Genomic DNA, 17,652 nt, shown 5'->3' on the forward strand with positions numbered 1-17,652 from the left:
TCGTACTGGTCGGTGCTGCACGACTTCTCCTACTTCTGGAAGGTGTCGACCCCGTCGGGGTTGACGTACCAGTTGAGCACCGGCTTCCCGGAACCGCCGCACGCCGTCAGGCTGCCGGCCGCGAGCGCCGCGACGGCCGCGAGCGCCGCGCGGCGCCGGCGTCGAGATCTCGGTCCCGGCAGGCCACTGGTCGTTGTCATCGCCTGATCACCCCTCCCGAATGTGTGGCGTGCGTCACCCAGTAGTACCCCTACGTCGCGGACTTTGTCCACGGCCAGGCGCTGCCCCGATGCCACATCTCGCATCGGGCCGGTGCCCGTGACGGGCGAGTTCAGACGTCGTAGGTTTGCCGTCATGGCGCTGCACGTCGTCGCCGCCCGCACCGATCCGGCGCTGTTCCGGCTGCCGTGGTCGCGGCCGCTGGCGGACTGGGAGGACTGGTACGTCGTGCCGCTGCCGCTCGGCCTGTCCCGCCACGTCGTCCGCGTCGTCCAGGTGCATCGGCAGTTCCTCGCCGTGAAGGAGACCGAGGAGGCGATCGCGCTGCGGGAGTACCATCTGCTGCGCGACCTGCAGCGGATCGACCAGCCGGCCGTCGTACCACGCGGGGTGGTCACCGGACGGGTCGGCGCGGGCGGCGAGCCGCTCCCCGCGGCGCTGCTCACCGAGCACCTCCACTACTCACTGCCCTACCGGACGGTCTTCCAGCACGGCCTGCGCGCGGAGCAGGTTCCGGCACTGGTCGACGCCCTCGTCGTGCTGCTGGTGCGGCTGCACCTGGCGGGCTTCTTCTGGGGCGACGTGTCGCTCTCCAACGCCCTGTTCCGTCGCAGTGCCGGGGGCTTCGCGGCCTTCCTCGTCGACGCCGAGACCGGCGAGCTGCGCTCGTCGGTCTCCGACGCGATGCGCGAGCAGGACGTCACCGTCGGGGTGGAGAACATCTTCGCCGAGCTGATGGACCTCCAGGCCAGCGGCGACACCGACATCGAGGTCGACGCCTTCGCGATCGTCGCCCAGCTGGCCGACCGCTACCACGCGCTGTGGGACGAGCTCACGGCGGCGGAGGAGTTCGGCGCCGACGAGTGGTACCGCGTCGAGCAGCGGATCGCACGGCTCAACGAGCTCGGCTTCGACGTCGACGAGCTCGACGTGCGCACCGAGTCCGACCGGGTCCGGATCCAGCCCAAGGTCGTGGAGGCCGGGCACCACCGGCGCGAGCTGCGCGAGCTGACCGGACTGGTCGCCGAGGACAGCCAGGCCCGCAAGCTGCTCAACGACCTGGCGGCGTTCACCGCGCACGGCGGATACGACGACGAGGACCGCGAGGTCGTCGCCCGGCGCTGGCTGGCCACGGTCTACACCCCGATCGTCGACCTGCTGCCGGCCGGGCTGCGCCGAGCCATCTCGGCGCCGGAGTACTTCCACGAGGTGATGGAGCACCGCTGGGCGCTCTCGAACGAGGCCGGACACGAGGTCGACATCTACGAGTCGGCTCGGGACTACGTCGCCAAGGTGCTGCCCGGTCGGCCCCCGGACTCGCCTACCGGGCTGGGCTGACGGGAGTCACGGCCGGCCGCGGCGCTCGAACTCCGCCGCCACGTCCGCACGCGCCACCGGTCCCCTCGACGCCAGCACCCACAGCAGCAGCCGGGCCTTGACCGGCGACAGCCAGCCGGCGCCGACGGCACCGCGAGCGAGCAGGTCGACCTCGGAGCCCGGGTAGCCGTAGGTCGAGCGTGCGGTGGGACCGGAGCCGGTCCGGGAGGCGAAGACGACCGGGACCTGGCGGGCCAGGCGCCCCACCGCCTCGGCCGCCCGGGCCGACACGTGGCCCGCGCCGCACCCGGCGACCACGACGCCGTCGACGTCGTCGGCGCTGATCGCGTCGAGCACGTAGCCGTCGTCGCCGAGGTAGGTCGCCACCAGCGGCACCCGCGGGTCGCCGGACTCCTGTCCCGGTGAGAGGCGCAGTGCGGGCACCCGGCCCGGCGGGACGCCGTACACGACCTCGCCCTCGACGCAGCGCCCGATCGGGCCGAACACCGGCGAGCGGAAGGCGCTGGTCGACATCGAGTCGGTCTTGGCGACCCAGCGGGCCTGGTGCAGCTCGTCGTCGAAGGCGACCAGCACGCCGCGCTCGCGGGAGCCGGCCGCGAGGGCGCAGCGTACGGCGGTGAGCAGGTTGGCCGGGCCGTCCGCGCCGGCCGCCTGGGGCGAGCGCATCGCGCCGGTGACCACGAGCGGCTCGGGCCGGTCCCAGAGCAGGTCGAGCAGGTACGCCGACTCCTCGAGCGTGTCGGTGCCCTGCGTGACCACGACGCCCCGCGCACCGGCGTCGACCTGGGCCTGCGCCCAGGCCCAGGTGCGCACGATCGTCGGCTCGTCGAGCGACGCGCTCGGCAACGTGGCCAGCGTCTCCGCACGCAGCGTCGCCACGTCCTCGAGCCCGGGCACAGCCGCCGCCAGCGCGCCCGCCGACAGTGTCGGCACCACCTCGGTGCCATCAGTGGACACGGACGCGATGGTGCCGCCGAGCGCGCCGAACGCCAAGGTGGGGAGGCTCACGGCCCCAGCATTGCGCACCGATGTCGGCCGTCGGTGGCAGGCTCAGCACATGGCACGCGACACCACTCCCGGCCGACGGGGCGGCAGCCCCGAGCGCCCGGCGCGCTTCTTCGCCGACGAGGCGGAGTTCGAGGCCTGGCTCGCCGCCCATCACGCCACCGAGACCGAGCTGTGGATGGGCCTGTACAAGAGGCACGTCCCCGAGCGCGGTCTCACCTGGGACCGGGCGGTCCCCGTCGCGCTGTGCTGGGGCTGGATCGACTCGGTCGTCCAGCGCATCGACGAGGACGCCACCCGCCAGCGCTGGACGCCGCGCAAGAAGACCAGCAACTGGAGCAGGGTCAACCTCGAGCTGGTCGAGCAGCTGCGCGCCGCGGGCCGGATGCAGCCCGCCGGCCTGGCGATCTGGGAGCAGCGGCGACGCGATCCGGCGCCGTACACCCACGAGGTCGACGGCGAGCTCGTCCTCCCCGACGGGTACGCCGCCCAGCTCGCCGCCTCCCCCGCCGCCACCGCCTTCCTGGCGGCCGCCACCAGGACGTACCGCCGGATCTGCGTCAACTGGGTGGTGAGCGCCAAGCAGGAGGCCACCCGCGACCGGCGGATGGCCCAGCTGGTCGAGGACTCAGCGGCGGGTCGGCTCATCCCCAGCCAGCGCTACGGCGAGATCCCGACGTGGGTGGAGCGGGCGGGCGCCGCGGCGGCCGCTGCGCGCTGACTTCCGCAGTCGCCTCCCTCGGACGTGCCGAGAACCCCGCGATCGTGGGGACTCGCGGGGTGTGGGGCTCGGTCGCTACTCGTCGGGTGGGCTGGGGTTGCTGGTGCCGTGGATCGGGTGGGTGCCGCGGTGGTCGACACGGAACCGGAACCCGTTCGGGCTGGTCCACACGTACGTGAGGGGTGTCGGCGGACCGCAACCCGACCGCCGAACCCAGCCACCTACGCCCCTTCCTCGTCGCTGCCTTTCGGAACGAAACCAGCTACGCGACCGAAGCCGACGGAGAGTTCCGGCAGCAGGATCGCTGTGCGACCTGCTCGACTTCCTCGACCTGCGGCCCTCACCCAGCCGACGGCTCGACGTACACCGACGCCCCCAGCTCGATGAACTCCGCGGACTTCTCCTTCATCCCGAGCACGGCGTCCTCGGTCGAGAGCTCCGAGCCGAACCGCTCCCGCACGTCCTGGCTGATCCGCATCGAGCAGAACTTCGGGCCGCACATCGAGCAGAAGTGGGCGGTCTTGGCGTTCTCGGCCGGCAAGGTCTCGTCGTGGAAGGACTCGGCGGTGACCGGGTCGAGGGAGAGCGCGAACTGGTCGTGCCAGCGGAACTCGAAGCGCGCCTTCGACAGGGCGTCGTCCCAGTCGCGGGCGCCGGGGTGGCCCTTGGCGACGTCGGCGGAGTGGGCGGCGAGCTTGTAGGTGATCACGCCGGTCTTCACGTCGTCGCGGTTCGGGAGACCGAGGTGCTCCTTGGGCGTGACGTAGCAGAGCATCGCGGTGCCGTGCATGGCGATCGCGGCCGCACCGATCGCGGAGGTGATGTGGTCGTAGCCCGGCGCGATGTCGGTGGCGAGCGGGCCGAGCGTGTAGAACGGCGCCCCGTGGCACCACTCCTGCTGCAGCCGGACGTTCTCCTCGACGAGGTTCAGCGGGACGTGGCCGGGCCCCTCGACCATCACCTGGACGTCGTGCTCCCAGGCCCGCGTGGTCAGCTCGGCGAGGGTGCGGAGCTCGGCGAGCTGGGCCTCGTCGTTGGCGTCGGCGGTCGCGCCCGGGCGCAGCCCGTCGCCGAGCGAGAAGCTGACGTCGTACTGCCGGAAGATCGCGCAGAGCTCGTCGAAGTGCGTGTAGAGGAAGTTCTCCTCGTGGTGGGCCAGGCACCAGCCGGCCATGATCGAGCCGCCGCGGCTGACGATCCCGGTCACGCGGTTGGCGGTCAGCGGGACATAGCGGAGCAGGACACCGGCGTGGATCGTCATGTAGTCGACGCCCTGCTCGCACTGCTCGATCACGGTGTCGCGGAAGACGTCCCACGACAGCTTGTCGGCCTCGCCGTTGACCTTCTCCAGCGCCTGGTAGATCGGCACCGTGCCGATCGGCACCGGCGAGTTGCGGATGATCCACTCGCGCGTGGTGTGGATGTCCTCGCCGGTGCTGAGGTCCATCACGGTGTCGGCGCCCCAGGTGATCGCGTGGGTGAGCTTGTCGACCTCCTCGGCGATGCTGCTGGTGACGGCCGAGTTGCCGATGTTGGCGTTGACCTTCACCAGGAACCGGCGGCCGATGATCATCGGCTCGGACTCGGGGTGGTTGACGTTGGCGGGGATGATCGCGCGGCCGGCAGCCACCTCGCTGCGCACCAGCTCGACGTCGCAGCCCTCGCGGATCGCGACGTACCGCATCTCGTCGGTGACGACCCCGGCGCGGGCGTAGGCCATCTGGGTGACGTTGGCGCCGCGTCGCGGCCGCCTCCTCGCGCCGTGCCAGGGGTCCTGCGCCTCACCACGGCGGACCGCCGAGCGGCCGTTGTCGAGGAGCTGCGTCTCGCGGCCGTCGTACGACGACGTGTCGGCCCGGGCCTCGATCCAGGCCGCGCGCAGCGGAGGCAGCCCGACCTCGGGCTCGGAGCCGGGGCCTTCGGTGCAGTAGCGGTCGAAGGTCTCGCCGTTGGTGAGCGCGACCCGGGTGAACGGGACGGCCAGGTCCCCGATCTCGATGCGGGTGTGGGCGGGATGGACGGTCATGTGAACTCTCCTTGGATGTGGGCGACCGGCCCTCGGCCGCGGCCGAGGGTCCAGTCCTTGCTGAGGCGGAGCTGGCGCGCGACGAAGGCGTCGGCGCACGCGGCCGCCGTGGGCAGGTCGGCGCCGTGGGCGAGGTACGCCGCCAGGGCGCTGCTGTGTGTGCAGCCGGTGCCGTGGTCGTTGGTCGTCACGATGTCGCCGCCGCGGGTGACGATGACGTTCGCCGAGCCGGGACGGCCGAGCGCGGCGTGCTCGTCCTCGTTGGGGGTGGCGACGGTCGCGACGGGGAGCAGGTGGTCGCGGTAGGCCGCGACCACCTGCGCCGAGCCGAGCACCGCGCCGGACGTCGCGACCAGCACCGGGTCGACGACCAGGATCCGGTCCGCGCAGCGTTCCGCGACCAGGCGCACCACCTCGGGCGTGGCCAGCATCCCGGTCTTCACCGCCACCGGGTCGAGGTCCTCGAGCACGGCGTCGAGCTGGGCGACGACGACGTCGTACGGGACGGGATGGATCGCGCGCACCCCCGTCGTGTCCTGCGCGGTGACGGCGGTGACGACACACGCGCCATGGACGCCGAGGGCGGCGAAGGTCGTCAGGTCGGCGGCGATGCCGGCGGCGCCGCCGGAGTCGGTGCCGGCGACGGTGACGACGACGGGCGGGCTCATGGCGCGACCTCCCGCAGCAGCGCGGCGACCACGGCCGCCGGGTCGACGGCCCGCATCACCGCACCCATCACGGCGACGCCGTAGGCGCCCGCCGCCCGCGCGGCAGCGGCGTTGGCCGGCGTGACGCCGCCGAGCGCGAACACCGGCAGCGGCGCCTGTGCGAAGGCGGAGGCCGGCAGCGGCGGGCCGTAGCCGGGCTTGCTCGCCGTCGCGGCGTACGGCGACAGCGTGGCCCACCACGCCCCGTCGGCCGCGGCGCGGAGCAGGTCCGCCCGGTCATGGCAGGAGCGGCCCCACCGGGTGGCGACCGCGGGGAGCGAGGCGTCGGCGGGCAGATGGACGCCGCTGCAGCCGGGCACCGCCCGGTGGGCTGCGATCACCTCCAGGCCGCAGGTCCGCGCGTAGTCGGCGATCGTGGCCCGCTCGTCGTCGGGCAGATCGGTCTCGCGCAGCAGCACCGTGCTCAGCCCACCGTCGGTGGCCGCGGCGAGCACCTCGCGCAGCGAGCGGCCGACCGGCACCTGGGTGCGGTCGGTCAGCACCAGCAGCCGCCGGGACGTCATCCGTTGCGAGGGCGATGACCCACGGAACGTATGACGTTGCGCCGGGGCGGGAGTCACGAGATCCGCCCCCAGACCGGGCTGGACGCGCGGGCCGTGGTCCGGCGCGGGATCCGCCCGGCCTCGTGCGCCAGCCGGCCCGCCTCGACACCGAGCCGCAACGCCCGAGCCATGGCGACCGGGTCGTCGGCGCGGGTCACGGCGGTGGCGGCGAGCACGGCGTCGCAGCCGAGCTCCATGGCCAAGGCGGCGTCGCTCGCCGTACCCACCCCGGCGTCGAGCACCACCGGTACGTCGACCGCCGCCCGGACCGCCGCGATCGCGTGCGGGTTGAGCACGCCCAGGCCGGAGCCGATCGGCGAGCCGAGCGGCATCACCGCGGCGCAGCCGGCGTCGACCAGCCGACGGGCGAGGACCGGGTCGTCGGTCGTGTACGGCAGCACCACGAACCCGCGGCGCACCAGCTGCTCCGCCGCGTCGAGGAGCTCGACCACGTCGGGCAGCAACGAGGCCTCGTCGCCGATCACCTCGAGCTTCACCCAGTCGGTGCCGAGCGCCTCCCTGGCCAGCTCCGCGGTCAGCACCGCCTCACGAGCCGACAGACAGCCGGCCGTGTTGGGCAGCAGCCGCACGCCCGCGGCGCGCAGCGCCGCGAGCAGGCCGCCCTCCGCGAGCGATGACATACGACGGATCGAGACGGTCACCAAACCGGGCCCGGCGGCCGCGAGGACCGGCCCCACCAGCGCGGTCCGGGGCAGGCCGCCGGTCCCCAGGAAGAGCCGCGACGGCAGACCGACGCCGGCGATCACGAGGTCGCTCACACCGGGGTCCCCGACGAGCTGTTCGGGGGAGCGCAGCGGAGGAGAAGAACTCGTCGGGGTGGTCATCCGCCCTGCACCGCCGTCACGACCTCGACCACGTCGCCGTCGACCAGCCGCCGCGCCGGCCAGTCGTCGCGTGAGACGACCTCCTCGTTGACGGCGACCGCGACGCCGTGGGGGCGGGCGGCGCCGAGGCGGTGCTCCAGCAGGTCGGCGACGGTCGCCGCGTCGAGCGCGACCTGCTCTCCGTTGCAGGTGATGGTCATGGTGCTCCTCCGGTGGTGCGTCGGGGATCGAGGGACGGCTCGACATGGCCGGTGTCGAGGTGGTCGGCGACCAGGCGTGCGGTCAGCGGCGCGAGCAGCACGCCGTGGCGGTAGTGGCCGGCGGCGAGCAGGACGCCGTCGACCCCGCTCGGCCCGACCAGCGGGAGCCCGTCGACGGTGGCCGGCCGGTCGCGGGCGGTGCCCTCGACCAGCTCGGCCCGGTCGAGCGCGGGCCACAGGGTGCGGCCGGCCGCGAGCAGCCGGAACGCGCCACCGGCGGTCAGGACCGGCGCCGCCGCATGCGCCTCGGAGGTCGCGCCGAGCACCACCCGCCCGTCCCCGCGCGGGACCAGGTAGACGGCCTCGCCGCCCACCCAGCCGCGGACGGTACGACGCGGCGGGTCCTCGGAGCGCAGCCGCAGGATCTCCCCGCGGACGCCGGAGACCAGCCCGCTCCAGGGCGCGGGCAGCACCGCCCCGGTCGCGATCACGCTCACCTCGGCGTCGGGTCGCGGCGCCCCCCGGAGCACGACCCGGTCCAGCAGCGCCGCGCAGACCGCGCGCGGGTCCACGCTCGCCTCCGCCGGCAACAGCGCCCCGCCGTTCACGCGGGCGAGGGAGGGCTCCGCGGACCGCACCCCGGCCCGGCCGAGCAGCTCGACGGGGTGCCCGTGCCGGTGCAGCAGCGCGACCTGTCGCTCGACCTGCTGGAGGTCGCCGGCGTCGTACCCGACGAGGAGGGTGCCGCACCGCCGCAGCTCGACCCCGAGCCGAGCGGCCAGCTCGGGCCACAGCGCGAGCGAGGTCAGGCCGAGCCGGAGGATCTCCTCCTCGCCGTGCCACACCTCGGCGGCCGGGCTGAGCATCCCCGCGGCGGCGTACGACGCCCCGCGCCCCGGCTCCGGGTCGACGACGACCACGTCGTGCCCGCGCCGCGCCAGCTCCTCGGCGAGCGTCAGTCCGACGATCCCCGCGCCCAGCACGTCGACCCGCATCAGCCGACCGTCGCGACGAGCTCCTTCGCTGCACCCAGGGGGTCGGGTTGTCGCCAGATCGCGCCGATCACGGCCACGCCGTGCGCCCCGGCCGCGCGCACCTCGCCGGCGGTCGCGGGCGCGATGCCACCGATCGCGACGAGGGGCAGCACGCCGGCCGCCTGGGCCACGGCGGCGGCGCCCAGGGGCGCGGGGAGCCCGGCCTTCGACGACGTGGCGAAGACCGGCCCGAAGCCGGCGTAGTCGGCCCCGGCGCCCGCGGCCGCGGCGACCTCGGCCCGGGACCGGCAGGTCGCCCCGACCAGCAGCGACGGCGCCAGCCGGCGCGCGTCGGCGACGGCCAGGTCGTCGGCGCCGAGGTGGACCCCGTCGGCGTCCGCGGCGAGCGCCACGTCGAGCCGGTCGTTCACCACGACCGAGGCGCCGAGCGGCCGCACGGCGGCGATCACCGAGCGGGTCAGCGCCACGAGCGCGCCGGTGGCCAGGGACGTCGCCCGGACCTGGAAGCCGTCGATGCCGGCATCGGCCAGCGCGGGCAGCAGGGAGAGGTCGTCGCGTTCGGAGACCAGGCAGCAAATGCGGGGAGTCATCATTTCCGTTCCTTCGCCGGCATGATCCGGATCAGGTGTGACGGTCGGAGCGGCTCCAGCTCCCTCTCAGCCCGCTGCCGCGGACTCCCGTGGGTTGTCGACGGTGACGTTAGCACTCCCGTGGGCGATGAGATAGCGCCGGACCGCCAGCGCCGCGGCGCGGCCCGCCCGGTTGCCGCCGATCGTGCTCGCCGACGGGCCATAGCCGACCAGCTGCACCCGCGGGTCGCGGACGGCGGTCGTCGCGGTCTGCACGTCGGCGCCGCTCTGCAGCAGCGCGATCCCGCCCCGCTCGCTGCGCAGGTGCAGTGGCGCGAGGTGGCCGACCGCGGGCCGGAAGCCGGTCGCCCACAAGATCACGTCGGCGCGCTCGAAGGAGCCGTCGGCCCAGCGCACGCCGTTCGGCTCGATCCGCTCGAACATGTCGCGGCGCCGCTCGTAGACGCCGAGCCGGGCCGCCTCCTGCTCCTGGGGCCGCAACGCCAGCCCGGTGACGCTCACGACGCTCGCGGGCGGCAGGCCCGCACGGACCCGCTCCTGGACCAGCCCGATGGCATGGCGCCCGACGCTCTCGTCGAAGTCCTCGCGCCACACCGGCGGGCGGCGGGTCACCCACACGACCTCGGTGAGCGGCGCCAGCTCGCCGAGGAACTGCACCGCCGAGACGCCCCCGCCGACCACGACGACCCGCCTGCCGCGGAAGTGCTCGGGGCCCGGGTAGTCGGCCGTGTGCAGCTGCTCCCCGAGGAAGCTGTCCGCGCCCGGGTAGTGGGGCACGAACGGCCGGGTCCAGGTGCCGGTCGCGTTGACCAGGGTCCGGGTCGTCCAGGTCCGCTCCCCCGCGTGGACCGTCAGCAGCCCGCCGTCGTCGGTGACGCGGTCCACCCGCACCGGTCGTACGACGGGCAGCCGCTTCTCGTCCTCGTAGCGTCCGAACCATGCCGGCACTGCCACGTTGGCCCGCTCCGGGGAGTCACCGGGCGCCGCGGCGTCGGGCAGGTCGGCCACCCCGTGGACGTCGTGCATCGACAGCGAGTCCCACCGGTGCTGCCAGGCCCCGCCCGGGCGGTCGTTGGCGTCGAGGACCACGTGGTCGACACCGAGGCGGGTCAGGTGGAAGGAGGCCGAGAGGCCGGCCTGCCCGGCTCCGACCACGACGGCGTCGTACACATGCACAGGAGTCGGAACCCTCCGGACGAGGAAGTTATGCCCAGGGCGTGACCTCGCGTGAGAGGCGTCGTTGAATCTTCCGGGAAGTCATGTCCCGGGCTCGCTCGACGGGCCCGGACCGACGTGCCTGGGGGAACAAGACAACACTCAACACGAATGGGAATGGGGTCCCGTGAACGTGCGGAAGTTCGCCTCCTTTGTCGCCTTCGCCCTGGTGGGCGTGGGCCTTGTCGCCGTTCCGGCACCCGCGGCCCACGCGGCGGCGCCGGTCGTCTACAGCTACGCCGCCAGCACCGGCGCGACGTACGTCAAGGTCCTGGACGGCGTCGCGCAGTCCAACCTGACCGCTCAGTCAGGCGTCACCGGCGGGGCGAAGTCGAGCAGCTCGAAGAACAGCACCGCCGCGGTCAACGTCGGCGGCCTGGCCGACGTCGGCGCGGTCGAGACCAAGACCGATGCGACCGTGACGACCCTGCTCGGGTCGACCACGACGACGCTGTCCTCGTGGGCGCGCGTCGCGCACGTCAACCTGCTCGGCGGCCTGATCACCGCCGACGCCGTCGAGACGAACGTCAGCACCACCGGGCGGCCCGACGGCTCCGCGTCCTACACCGCCAACAGCCGGCTCGCCGGCATCAAGATCGCCGGCATCAACCTGCCGCTGAGCATTCCCCAGAACTACGCCGTCACCATCCCCGGCGTCGCCTCGGTCACGCTCAACTACACGCTCCACGGGCAGGCGGACCGGCTCACGGCCACCATGGGCTGGGCGATCGGCGTGACCCTGCTGCAGCCGATGGCCGGCTACTCCGCGGGCGTCACGCTCCTGGTGAACCCGGTCAACCAGTACCTCTCCGAGGTCGACCCGGCGTACGGCGCCTCGATGGCCGGCAACGCCTACGGCACCCGGGTCCAGGCCAACGTCGGCAACGACATCCGGGTCGTCAGCGACCCGACGGCCCAGGTCGGCACGCCCTCCGGGTCGAGCAACGGCCAGACGCTGTCCAACTTCACGCTGGGCGTCAACGTCCCGGGCGTCCTCACCACCGGCATCGTCTACTCGACGACGACCTCGACCAAGGACGCCTTCGGCAATGCGGAGGTCACCAACACCAACCAGACCGCCGGCGTCAACCTGCTGGGCGGACTGATCCGCGCCGACGCGATCACGGTGAGCGCGAAGGGCAAGCTCCAAGACGGCCAGTGGACCTCGAAGATGGACCTGCAGCTGGTGAACCTCGTGGTCGCGGGCCAGAAGATCCCGATCAACGTGTCGCCCAACACCGCGCTCGACATCGCCGGCCTCGGCAAGGTGGAGCTCAACCTCCAGCAGACGGTCTCCGACGGCTCGTACCAGAACGTGATCGCGGCGGTCCGGGTCACGCTCGACACCGCCAAGGCGGGCCTGCCCGTCGGTGCCGTCATCGAGCTGGGCGTGGCCTACACGGCCATCGCCCCGGCCAGCTGAGCAGCACCCCAGCACCGGCCGAGGGGCCGGGTCGCCAGCAGGCGGCCCGGCCCCTCGGCCGTTCCCGGAGCGGGATATCCTCGGTAGCCGTGGCTGAAGCTGAGTTCCGTTACTCCGACCTGCTCCCCACCGGCAAGGACGACACGCCCTACCGGTTGATCACGAAGGAGGGCGTCGAGACCGTCGCGGGCCCCGACGGGCGCACCTTCCTCAAGGTCTCCCCCGCGGCGATCCAGCAGCTGACCGCCGAGGCGATGCACGACATCAGCCACTACCTGCGCCCCGCGCACCTCACCCAGCTGCGCAAGATCATCGACGACCCCGAGGCGTCCGGCAACGACCGCTTCGTCGCGCTCGACCTGCTCAAGAACGTCAATATCTCCGCCGGCGGCGTGCTGCCGATGTGCCAGGACACCGGCACCGCGATCGTGATGGGCAAGAAGTCCGAGGGCGTGCTCACCGGCACCGACGACGCCGAGTGGATCAGCAAGGGCGTGTACGACGCCTACACGAAGCTGAACCTCCGCTATTCGCAGCTGGCTCCCCTCACCACCTACGAGGAGAAGAACACCGGCTCCAACCTGCCGGCCCAGATCGAGCTCTACTCCACGCCCGGCGCCGACGGGAGCTCGCCGGAGTACAAGTTCCTCTTCATGGCCAAGGGGGGCGGCTCGGCCAACAAGTCGTTCCTGTTCCAGGAGACCAAGGCGATCCTCAACCCGAAGCGGATGCTCGAGTTCCTCGACGAGAAGATCCGCTCGCTCGGCACCGCCGCCTGCCCGCCGTACCACCTGGCGATCGTGATCGGCGGCACCTCCGCCGAGTTCGCGCTCAAGACCGCGAAGTACGCCTCCGCGCACTACCTCGACCACCTCCCGACCGAGGGGTCCATGGACGCCCACGGCTTCCGCGACCTGGAGCTGGAGGAGGAGGTCTTCAAGCTCACGCAGTCGTTCGGCATCGGCGCGCAGTTCGGCGGCAAGTACTTCTGCCACGACGTCCGCGTGGTCCGCCTCCCCCGCCACGGCGCCTCCTGCCCCGTCGCGATCGCCGTCTCCTGCTCCGCGGACCGCCAGGCGCTCGGCAAGATCACGGCCGACGGCGTCTTCCTCGAACAGCTCGAGACCGACCCGGCGCAGTACATGCCCGACGCCGGCGTCGCCGAGGACATCTCCGGCGGCGAGGTCGTGAAGGTCGACCTCAACCGGCCGATGAGCGAGATCCTGGCCCAGCTGTCGTCGTACCCGGTCAAGACGCGGCTGTCCCTGACCGGCCCGCTCGTGGTCGCCCGCGACATCGCGCACGCCAAGATCCAGGAGCGACTCGACGCGGGCGAGGAGATGCCCGACTACCTCAAGAACCACCCCGTCTACTACGCCGGCCCCGCCAAGACCCCCGAAGGGATGGCGTCCGGCTCCTTCGGGCCCACCACCGCGGGCCGGATGGACTCCTACGTGAAGTCCTTCCAGGCTGCCGGCGGCTCGATGGTGATGCTCGCGAAGGGCAACCGGAGCAAGCAGGTCACCGAGGCGTGCGCCGAGCACGGCGGCTTCTACCTCGGCTCCATCGGCGGGCCCGCCGCGCGACTGGCCCAGGACTGCATCAAGAGCCAGGAGGTCATCGAGTACCCCGAGCTCGGCATGGAGGCGGTCTGGAGGATCGAGGTCGAGGACTTCCCCGCGTTCATCGTGGTCGACGACAAGGGCAACGACTTCTTCACCGACCCGGGCGGCGCCGTCACGGTCCCGCTGAGCTCACTGACGGCCGCCGGCATCCGGGTCCGCTCGGCCGAGTGACCCGACGCTCGCCGACCACGCGTCGGCGTAGGCTCGGCTCGTGAGCGACTCCGCGACCTTCCGAATCGAGCACGACTCCATGGGGGAGGTCCGGGTTCCCTCTGCCGCCCTGTGGCAGGCCCAGACCCAGCGGGCGGTCGAGAACTTCCCGATCAGCGGTACGCCGATCGAGCCGGCCCTGATCCACGCCCTCGGCCACGTGAAGGCCGCCGCGGCCGCCGCCAATGCCGCGCTCGGCGTACTGGACCCGGCGCTGGCCACCGCCATCACGACGGCCGCGCAGGCCGTCGCCGCCGGGCACTACGACGACCAGTTCCCGATCGACGTCTTCCAGACCGGCTCGGGGACCAGCTCCAACATGAACGCCAACGAGGTGATCGCCTCGCTGTGCGCCCGCGAAGGGGTGAGCGCGCACCCCAACGACCACGTCAACGCCAGCCAGTCGAGCAACGACACCTTCCCCACCGCCATCCACGTCGCGGCCGCGCTGGCGGTCACCGACGAGCTGGTGCCGGCGCTCGAGCGGCTCACGGCCTCGCTGGCGACCAAGTCGGCGGAGTTCCACGAGCTGGTGAAGTCCGGCCGCACCCACCTGATGGACGCCACCCCCGTCACCCTCGGCCAGGAGTTCGGCGGCTACGCCGCCACGGCCAGGTACGGCGTGGAGCGGCTCGCCGCCGTACTCCCCCGGGTGCGTGAGCTCCCCCTGGGCGGTACGGCGGTCGGCACCGGCATCAACACCCCTCCGGGCTTCGCGTCGGCCGCGATCGAGGCGCTGAGCGTGGCGACCGGGCAGGTGTTCACCGAGGCCCGCAACCACTTCGAGGCACAAGGCACCCGCGACTCGCTCGTCGAGCTGAGCGGGGTCCTCAAGACGATCGCGGTCGGGCTCACCAAGATCTGCAACGACCTGCGCTGGATGGGCTCGGGCCCGACGACCGGCCTCGCCGAGATCCACCTGCCCGACCTGCAGCCGGGCTCCTCGATCATGCCGGGCAAGGTGAACCCGGTGCTGCCGGAGGCGACGCTGATGGTCTGCATGCAGGTCATCGGCAACGACGCGGCCGTCACCGCCGCGGGCGCGAGCGGCAGCTTCGAGCTGAACGTCGCCATGCCGGTGCTGGCCCGCAACGTGCTCGAGTCGATCCGGCTGCTCGCCCGCGCGTCGACCACCCTCGCCGAGCGCTGCGTCGACGGCATCGCCGCCGACGCCGACCGGATGCTGCGCTACGCCGCGTCCTCACCGTCGGTGGTCACGCCGCTCAACCGGCACCTCGGCTACGAGGCCGCCGCCAAGATCGCCAAGCAGGCGCTCGCCACCGGCAGCACGATCCGCGAGACCGTGCTGGCGCTGGGGTATGTCGAGCGCGGCGAGCTGACCCTCGAGGAGCTCGACGCCGCGCTCGACCTGGCGTCGATGACCCACCCCTGAGGGGACCGCCGCCCTCAGGCCCGCTTGCGGCCGGTCAGGGCGGCGGCGACGATCACGGCGATCGCGGCGACCACGACCTGCCACAGGTGACGGATCCAGTCGATGCCGTTGGTCGCGTTGTCCCACGTGGCCTCGTGCCCGTCGAACGGCTTGTTGTTGTGCCCGAACAGCCCCCAGTAGAGGAAGCTGCCGACGAGCATGCCGACGATGCCGCACAGCACGGTCAGCCAGAACGGGAACTTGGTGCGGTCGCCGGGCGCGACGGCCTTCCCGATGACGCCGATGATCGCGCCTCCGACGATCGTCACGATGATGGTCCACAGCATGGCGCTCTCCTCAGGTCACACGGGACACCCGCGTCCCGTCCATGAGGGCATCATGCACCCGCGGACCGGCCAGACCGCGCACCCCGTGGCTGCCCGGGCGTCGGCGTGGCGCCGGACCTGCCTATGCCCGACGTAACGTCATTCGTTCCGTGGGCGATCGCCCACGGAACGAATGACGTTGCGTGGCGCGCGTCCGGCTCAGTACCAGCCGTGGCCCTGGCTGTGGCCCCAGGCACCGCAAGGGCTGCCGTAGCGGGCCTTGATGTAGCCGAGCCCCCACCGGATCTGGGTCGCCGGATTGGTGGCCCAGTCGGAGCCGGCCGAGGACATCTTGGAGCCGGGGAGCGCCTGCGGGATGCCGTACGCGCTCGAGCTGGGGTTGTCGGCGTTGACGCGCCAGTTGGACTCGCGGGTCCACAGCGAGTCGAGGCAGCCGAACTGGCTGGAGGAGAAGCCGAACTCTCCGAGCAGGGCACGGGCGATGTCGCGCGGGTCGGAGTCGGAGAGCTCCCGGCTGTCGGTCATCGCGGCGGTGCGGGAGCCGGCCAGGTCGACCGACTTGGCGGGGACGGCCTCGGGACGGCGGTCGTCCCGCGACACGACCGGCTCGCGGCGCTCACTGGCCTCGGTCGGCCGGGCACTGGAACCGGTGGTGGCGAAGGCATCGATCTCGGCGGCACCCGCAGCCGGCGCGGTGGTCTGCTGTCCGACCATTCCCGCGGCGACGGACACTCCGGTGACGGCCACGGCGACCGACGACAAGACGACGACATTGCGGGCAGCCTTGCGCGGGGCCTGCGCGATGTGGGCATGCTTCGGCACACCGCGGTGCTTGGGCGCTCGCCTCTTCGGCTGGTACGGCGCGTGTTTCGACAAGTGCTCGTATTCAGGCTCGACTACATGGGGGCGGCCACCGCCCGATCGGGCCGACGTCGCTGTCGTCACCGCCAGCGGCCAGCGACCACCTTGCCTGACGGGCAGGGCTCAGGCAAACCGAACGGCCGAATTCCCCACGCCCTCTCCGGAAGTCGTCGGCCCATGGCTCACACCAGTCACACCCGCCCCGGAACTACGGCCAGCGCCGGGTGACGTCATTCGTTCCGTGGGTGATCGCCCACGGAACGAATGACGTTGCGCCAGGCATCGACGCTTCGCAGCGGGTACGTCGTCCCACCGTCATCCACAGCCCTGGCGACGGCTGTCGCCCAGGCGGCGTTCGTGCGCCACCCTGGTGCGATGACCACGCCGAGACACTTCGAACGCGGCATCGTGGATGGCGACGGCGATCCGCGCAGCGAGGCGTTGCGAAGCATCGCGGCCGAGCAGGGCGGCGTCGTGTCGCGGCGCCAGCTCTACCAGCTGCGCGTGAGCCGTTGGGAGATCCGCGCCCACGTCCGAGCCGAACGCTGGCAACGCATCGCCGACCAGTCCATCGCGATCCACACCGGTCCGGTCGCGCTCAAGGGGCTGCTGTGGGCCGCCGCCTTCCAGGGCGGGCCGCGCGGCCAGCTCGACGGTGCCGCCTCGTTGGTCGCCGAGGGTCTGCAGCGCTTCGAGCTCGACCGGATCCGGGTGTCGGTGCCGCGCGGCGCGCGGCTCAGACGTACGGCCCGCTTCGACATCCGGCAGACCCGCCGGTGGAACCAGCACGACCTCGCACCGAGCGGCATCCCCCGTACGCGTGCAGATGTCGCAGCGACCCGTGCGTTCCTGTGGGCCCGAACTGACCGGGAGGCGCTCTACATCCTCACGCTCAGTGTCCAGCAGGGCCTGACCACGCCCGAACGGCTGGGCGAGGCTGCGCTACGGATCCGCCGGGACAAGCGGCGTCGCCTCCTCCACCATGCCATCAACGACCTTCTGGACGGCGCGCGAGCGCTCGGGGAGCTCGATGTCGTCCGGGAGCTCAAACGTCGTGGCATCCCGCTCCCCCAACACCAGGTCCTGCGCAAGGACAAGCACGGGCGCTACTACCTCGACCTCTACTGGCCCGACCTAGGTGTCGTCGTCGAGGTCGACGGCATCCATCACGCCTGGGCCGAGAACGTCGTGTCCGACGCCCTTCGACAGAACGCACTCTCCCTGTCCGGAGACATCGTCCTCCGCCTTCCCCTGCTCGGCCTGCGGACACAGCCGGACGAGTTCTTCGCACAGATTGCCGAGGCGATCGCCGACGCACAAGCACGTCGCGCTGCCTGAGCACCGCGCCCGCCGGCCTAACGTCATTCGTTCCGTGGGCGATCGCCCACGG

The 17,652-nt window shown here is 72.5% G+C and carries 18 protein-coding genes and 1 riboswitch; of the genes, 6 read left to right on the top strand and 12 right to left on the bottom strand.

Features of this window, described 5'->3' with window-relative positions; genetic code table 11:
* Positions 1–29 precede the first annotated feature (29 nt).
* Entirely contained in the window at positions 30–200 is a 171-nt protein-coding gene (locus ACUP6Y_RS19430) for a hypothetical protein (RefSeq protein ID WP_462552504.1), read from the bottom strand.
* Between the two features lie 154 nt (positions 201–354).
* On the opposite strand from ACUP6Y_RS19430, the gene ACUP6Y_RS19435 reads away from it, so the two are divergent.
* Positions 355–1,557, top strand: a complete 1,203-nt coding sequence (locus ACUP6Y_RS19435; RefSeq protein WP_462552505.1) for a DUF4032 domain-containing protein — start codon at positions 355–357, stop codon at positions 1,555–1,557.
* A gap of 6 nt (positions 1,558–1,563) precedes the next feature.
* Here ACUP6Y_RS19435 and ACUP6Y_RS19440 read toward each other — a convergent pair whose 3' ends face one another.
* The gene (locus ACUP6Y_RS19440; RefSeq protein ID WP_462552506.1) at positions 1,564–2,565 is read right to left on the bottom strand and encodes an asparaginase; all 1,002 of its coding nucleotides are present in this window, start codon (positions 2,563–2,565) and stop codon (positions 1,564–1,566) included.
* A gap of 49 nt (positions 2,566–2,614) precedes the next feature.
* Between ACUP6Y_RS19440 and ACUP6Y_RS19445 the strand changes: the two genes are divergently transcribed.
* Complete coding sequence (locus ACUP6Y_RS19445) at positions 2,615–3,283, top strand: YdeI/OmpD-associated family protein (protein WP_462552507.1); 669 nt, start codon at positions 2,615–2,617, stop codon at positions 3,281–3,283.
* 340 nt (positions 3,284–3,623) lie between these two features.
* On the opposite strand, the gene thiC is transcribed toward ACUP6Y_RS19445, so the two are convergent.
* From thiC to ACUP6Y_RS19485, 8 genes are all read right to left on the bottom strand, one after another.
* A complete protein-coding gene (gene thiC / locus ACUP6Y_RS19450) occupies positions 3,624–5,309 on the bottom strand; it encodes a phosphomethylpyrimidine synthase ThiC (protein WP_462552508.1) in 1,686 nt (561 codons plus the stop codon).
* Positions 5,306–5,977 carry a bifunctional hydroxymethylpyrimidine kinase/phosphomethylpyrimidine kinase gene (locus ACUP6Y_RS19455; protein ID WP_462552509.1) on the bottom strand — a complete coding sequence of 224 codons (672 nt, stop codon included), beginning with the start codon at positions 5,975–5,977 and terminating at the stop codon, positions 5,306–5,308. The genes thiC and ACUP6Y_RS19455 overlap by 4 nt, the downstream gene beginning before the upstream one ends.
* Positions 5,974–6,540, bottom strand: a complete 567-nt coding sequence (locus ACUP6Y_RS19460) for a thiamine phosphate synthase (protein ID WP_462552510.1) — start codon at positions 6,538–6,540, stop codon at positions 5,974–5,976. The genes ACUP6Y_RS19455 and ACUP6Y_RS19460 overlap by 4 nt, the downstream gene beginning before the upstream one ends.
* A gap of 53 nt (positions 6,541–6,593) precedes the next feature.
* Entirely contained in the window at positions 6,594–7,424 is an 831-nt protein-coding gene (locus ACUP6Y_RS19465; protein WP_462552512.1) for a thiazole synthase, read from the bottom strand.
* Positions 7,421–7,624: a sulfur carrier protein ThiS gene (gene thiS, locus ACUP6Y_RS19470; RefSeq protein ID WP_462552513.1), complete on the bottom strand. Its 204-nt coding sequence runs from the start codon at positions 7,622–7,624 to the stop codon at positions 7,421–7,423. Before thiS ends, ACUP6Y_RS19465 begins: the two co-directional genes overlap by 4 nt.
* On the bottom strand, positions 7,621–8,619 hold the full coding sequence (locus ACUP6Y_RS19475; protein WP_462552514.1) for an FAD-dependent oxidoreductase: 999 nt from the start codon (positions 8,617–8,619) through the stop codon (positions 7,621–7,623). Before ACUP6Y_RS19475 ends, thiS begins: the two co-directional genes overlap by 4 nt.
* On the bottom strand, positions 8,619–9,209 hold the full coding sequence (gene thiE / locus ACUP6Y_RS19480; RefSeq protein ID WP_462552515.1) for a thiamine phosphate synthase: 591 nt from the start codon (positions 9,207–9,209) through the stop codon (positions 8,619–8,621). Before thiE ends, ACUP6Y_RS19475 begins: the two co-directional genes overlap by 1 nt.
* Positions 9,201–9,310, bottom strand: a riboswitch (TPP riboswitch). It overlaps the preceding gene by 9 nt.
* Complete coding sequence (locus ACUP6Y_RS19485) at positions 9,276–10,385, bottom strand: NAD(P)-binding domain-containing protein (protein WP_462552516.1); 1,110 nt, start codon at positions 10,383–10,385, stop codon at positions 9,276–9,278. (Overlaps the previous riboswitch by 35 nt.)
* A gap of 166 nt (positions 10,386–10,551) precedes the next feature.
* Here ACUP6Y_RS19485 and ACUP6Y_RS19490 point away from each other — a divergent pair, with 166 nt between their 5' ends.
* The 3 genes from ACUP6Y_RS19490 to ACUP6Y_RS19500 all read left to right on the top strand — a co-directional run bounded on the left by ACUP6Y_RS19490 (position 10,552) and on the right by ACUP6Y_RS19500 (position 15,075).
* Positions 10,552–11,847 carry a choice-of-anchor P family protein gene (locus tag ACUP6Y_RS19490; RefSeq protein ID WP_462552517.1) on the top strand — a complete coding sequence of 432 codons (1,296 nt, stop codon included), beginning with the start codon at positions 10,552–10,554 and terminating at the stop codon, positions 11,845–11,847.
* An 89-nt stretch (positions 11,848–11,936) separates the two neighbouring features.
* Complete coding sequence (locus ACUP6Y_RS19495; protein WP_462552518.1) at positions 11,937–13,643, top strand: fumarate hydratase; 1,707 nt, start codon at positions 11,937–11,939, stop codon at positions 13,641–13,643.
* Positions 13,644–13,683: 40 nt separating this feature from the next.
* Entirely contained in the window at positions 13,684–15,075 is a 1,392-nt protein-coding gene (locus tag ACUP6Y_RS19500; RefSeq protein WP_462552519.1) for a class II fumarate hydratase, read from the top strand.
* Between the two features lie 14 nt (positions 15,076–15,089).
* On the opposite strand, the gene ACUP6Y_RS19505 is transcribed toward ACUP6Y_RS19500, so the two are convergent.
* Together ACUP6Y_RS19505 and ACUP6Y_RS19510 are read right to left on the bottom strand one after the other, a co-directional pair.
* Positions 15,090–15,401: a GlsB/YeaQ/YmgE family stress response membrane protein gene (locus ACUP6Y_RS19505; protein ID WP_462552520.1), complete on the bottom strand. Its 312-nt coding sequence runs from the start codon at positions 15,399–15,401 to the stop codon at positions 15,090–15,092.
* Between the two features lie 198 nt (positions 15,402–15,599).
* Complete coding sequence (locus ACUP6Y_RS19510; protein ID WP_462552521.1) at positions 15,600–16,223, bottom strand: aggregation-promoting factor C-terminal-like domain-containing protein; 624 nt, start codon at positions 16,221–16,223, stop codon at positions 15,600–15,602.
* Between the two features lie 414 nt (positions 16,224–16,637).
* Between ACUP6Y_RS19510 and ACUP6Y_RS19515 the strand changes: the two genes are divergently transcribed.
* Positions 16,638–17,600 (top strand): endonuclease domain-containing protein, encoded by a 963-nt coding sequence (locus ACUP6Y_RS19515; protein WP_462552522.1) that lies wholly within the window; start codon positions 16,638–16,640, stop codon positions 17,598–17,600.
* Positions 17,601–17,652 lie beyond the last annotated feature (52 nt).

The organism is Nocardioides sp. S5-5 (assembly GCF_054954065.1).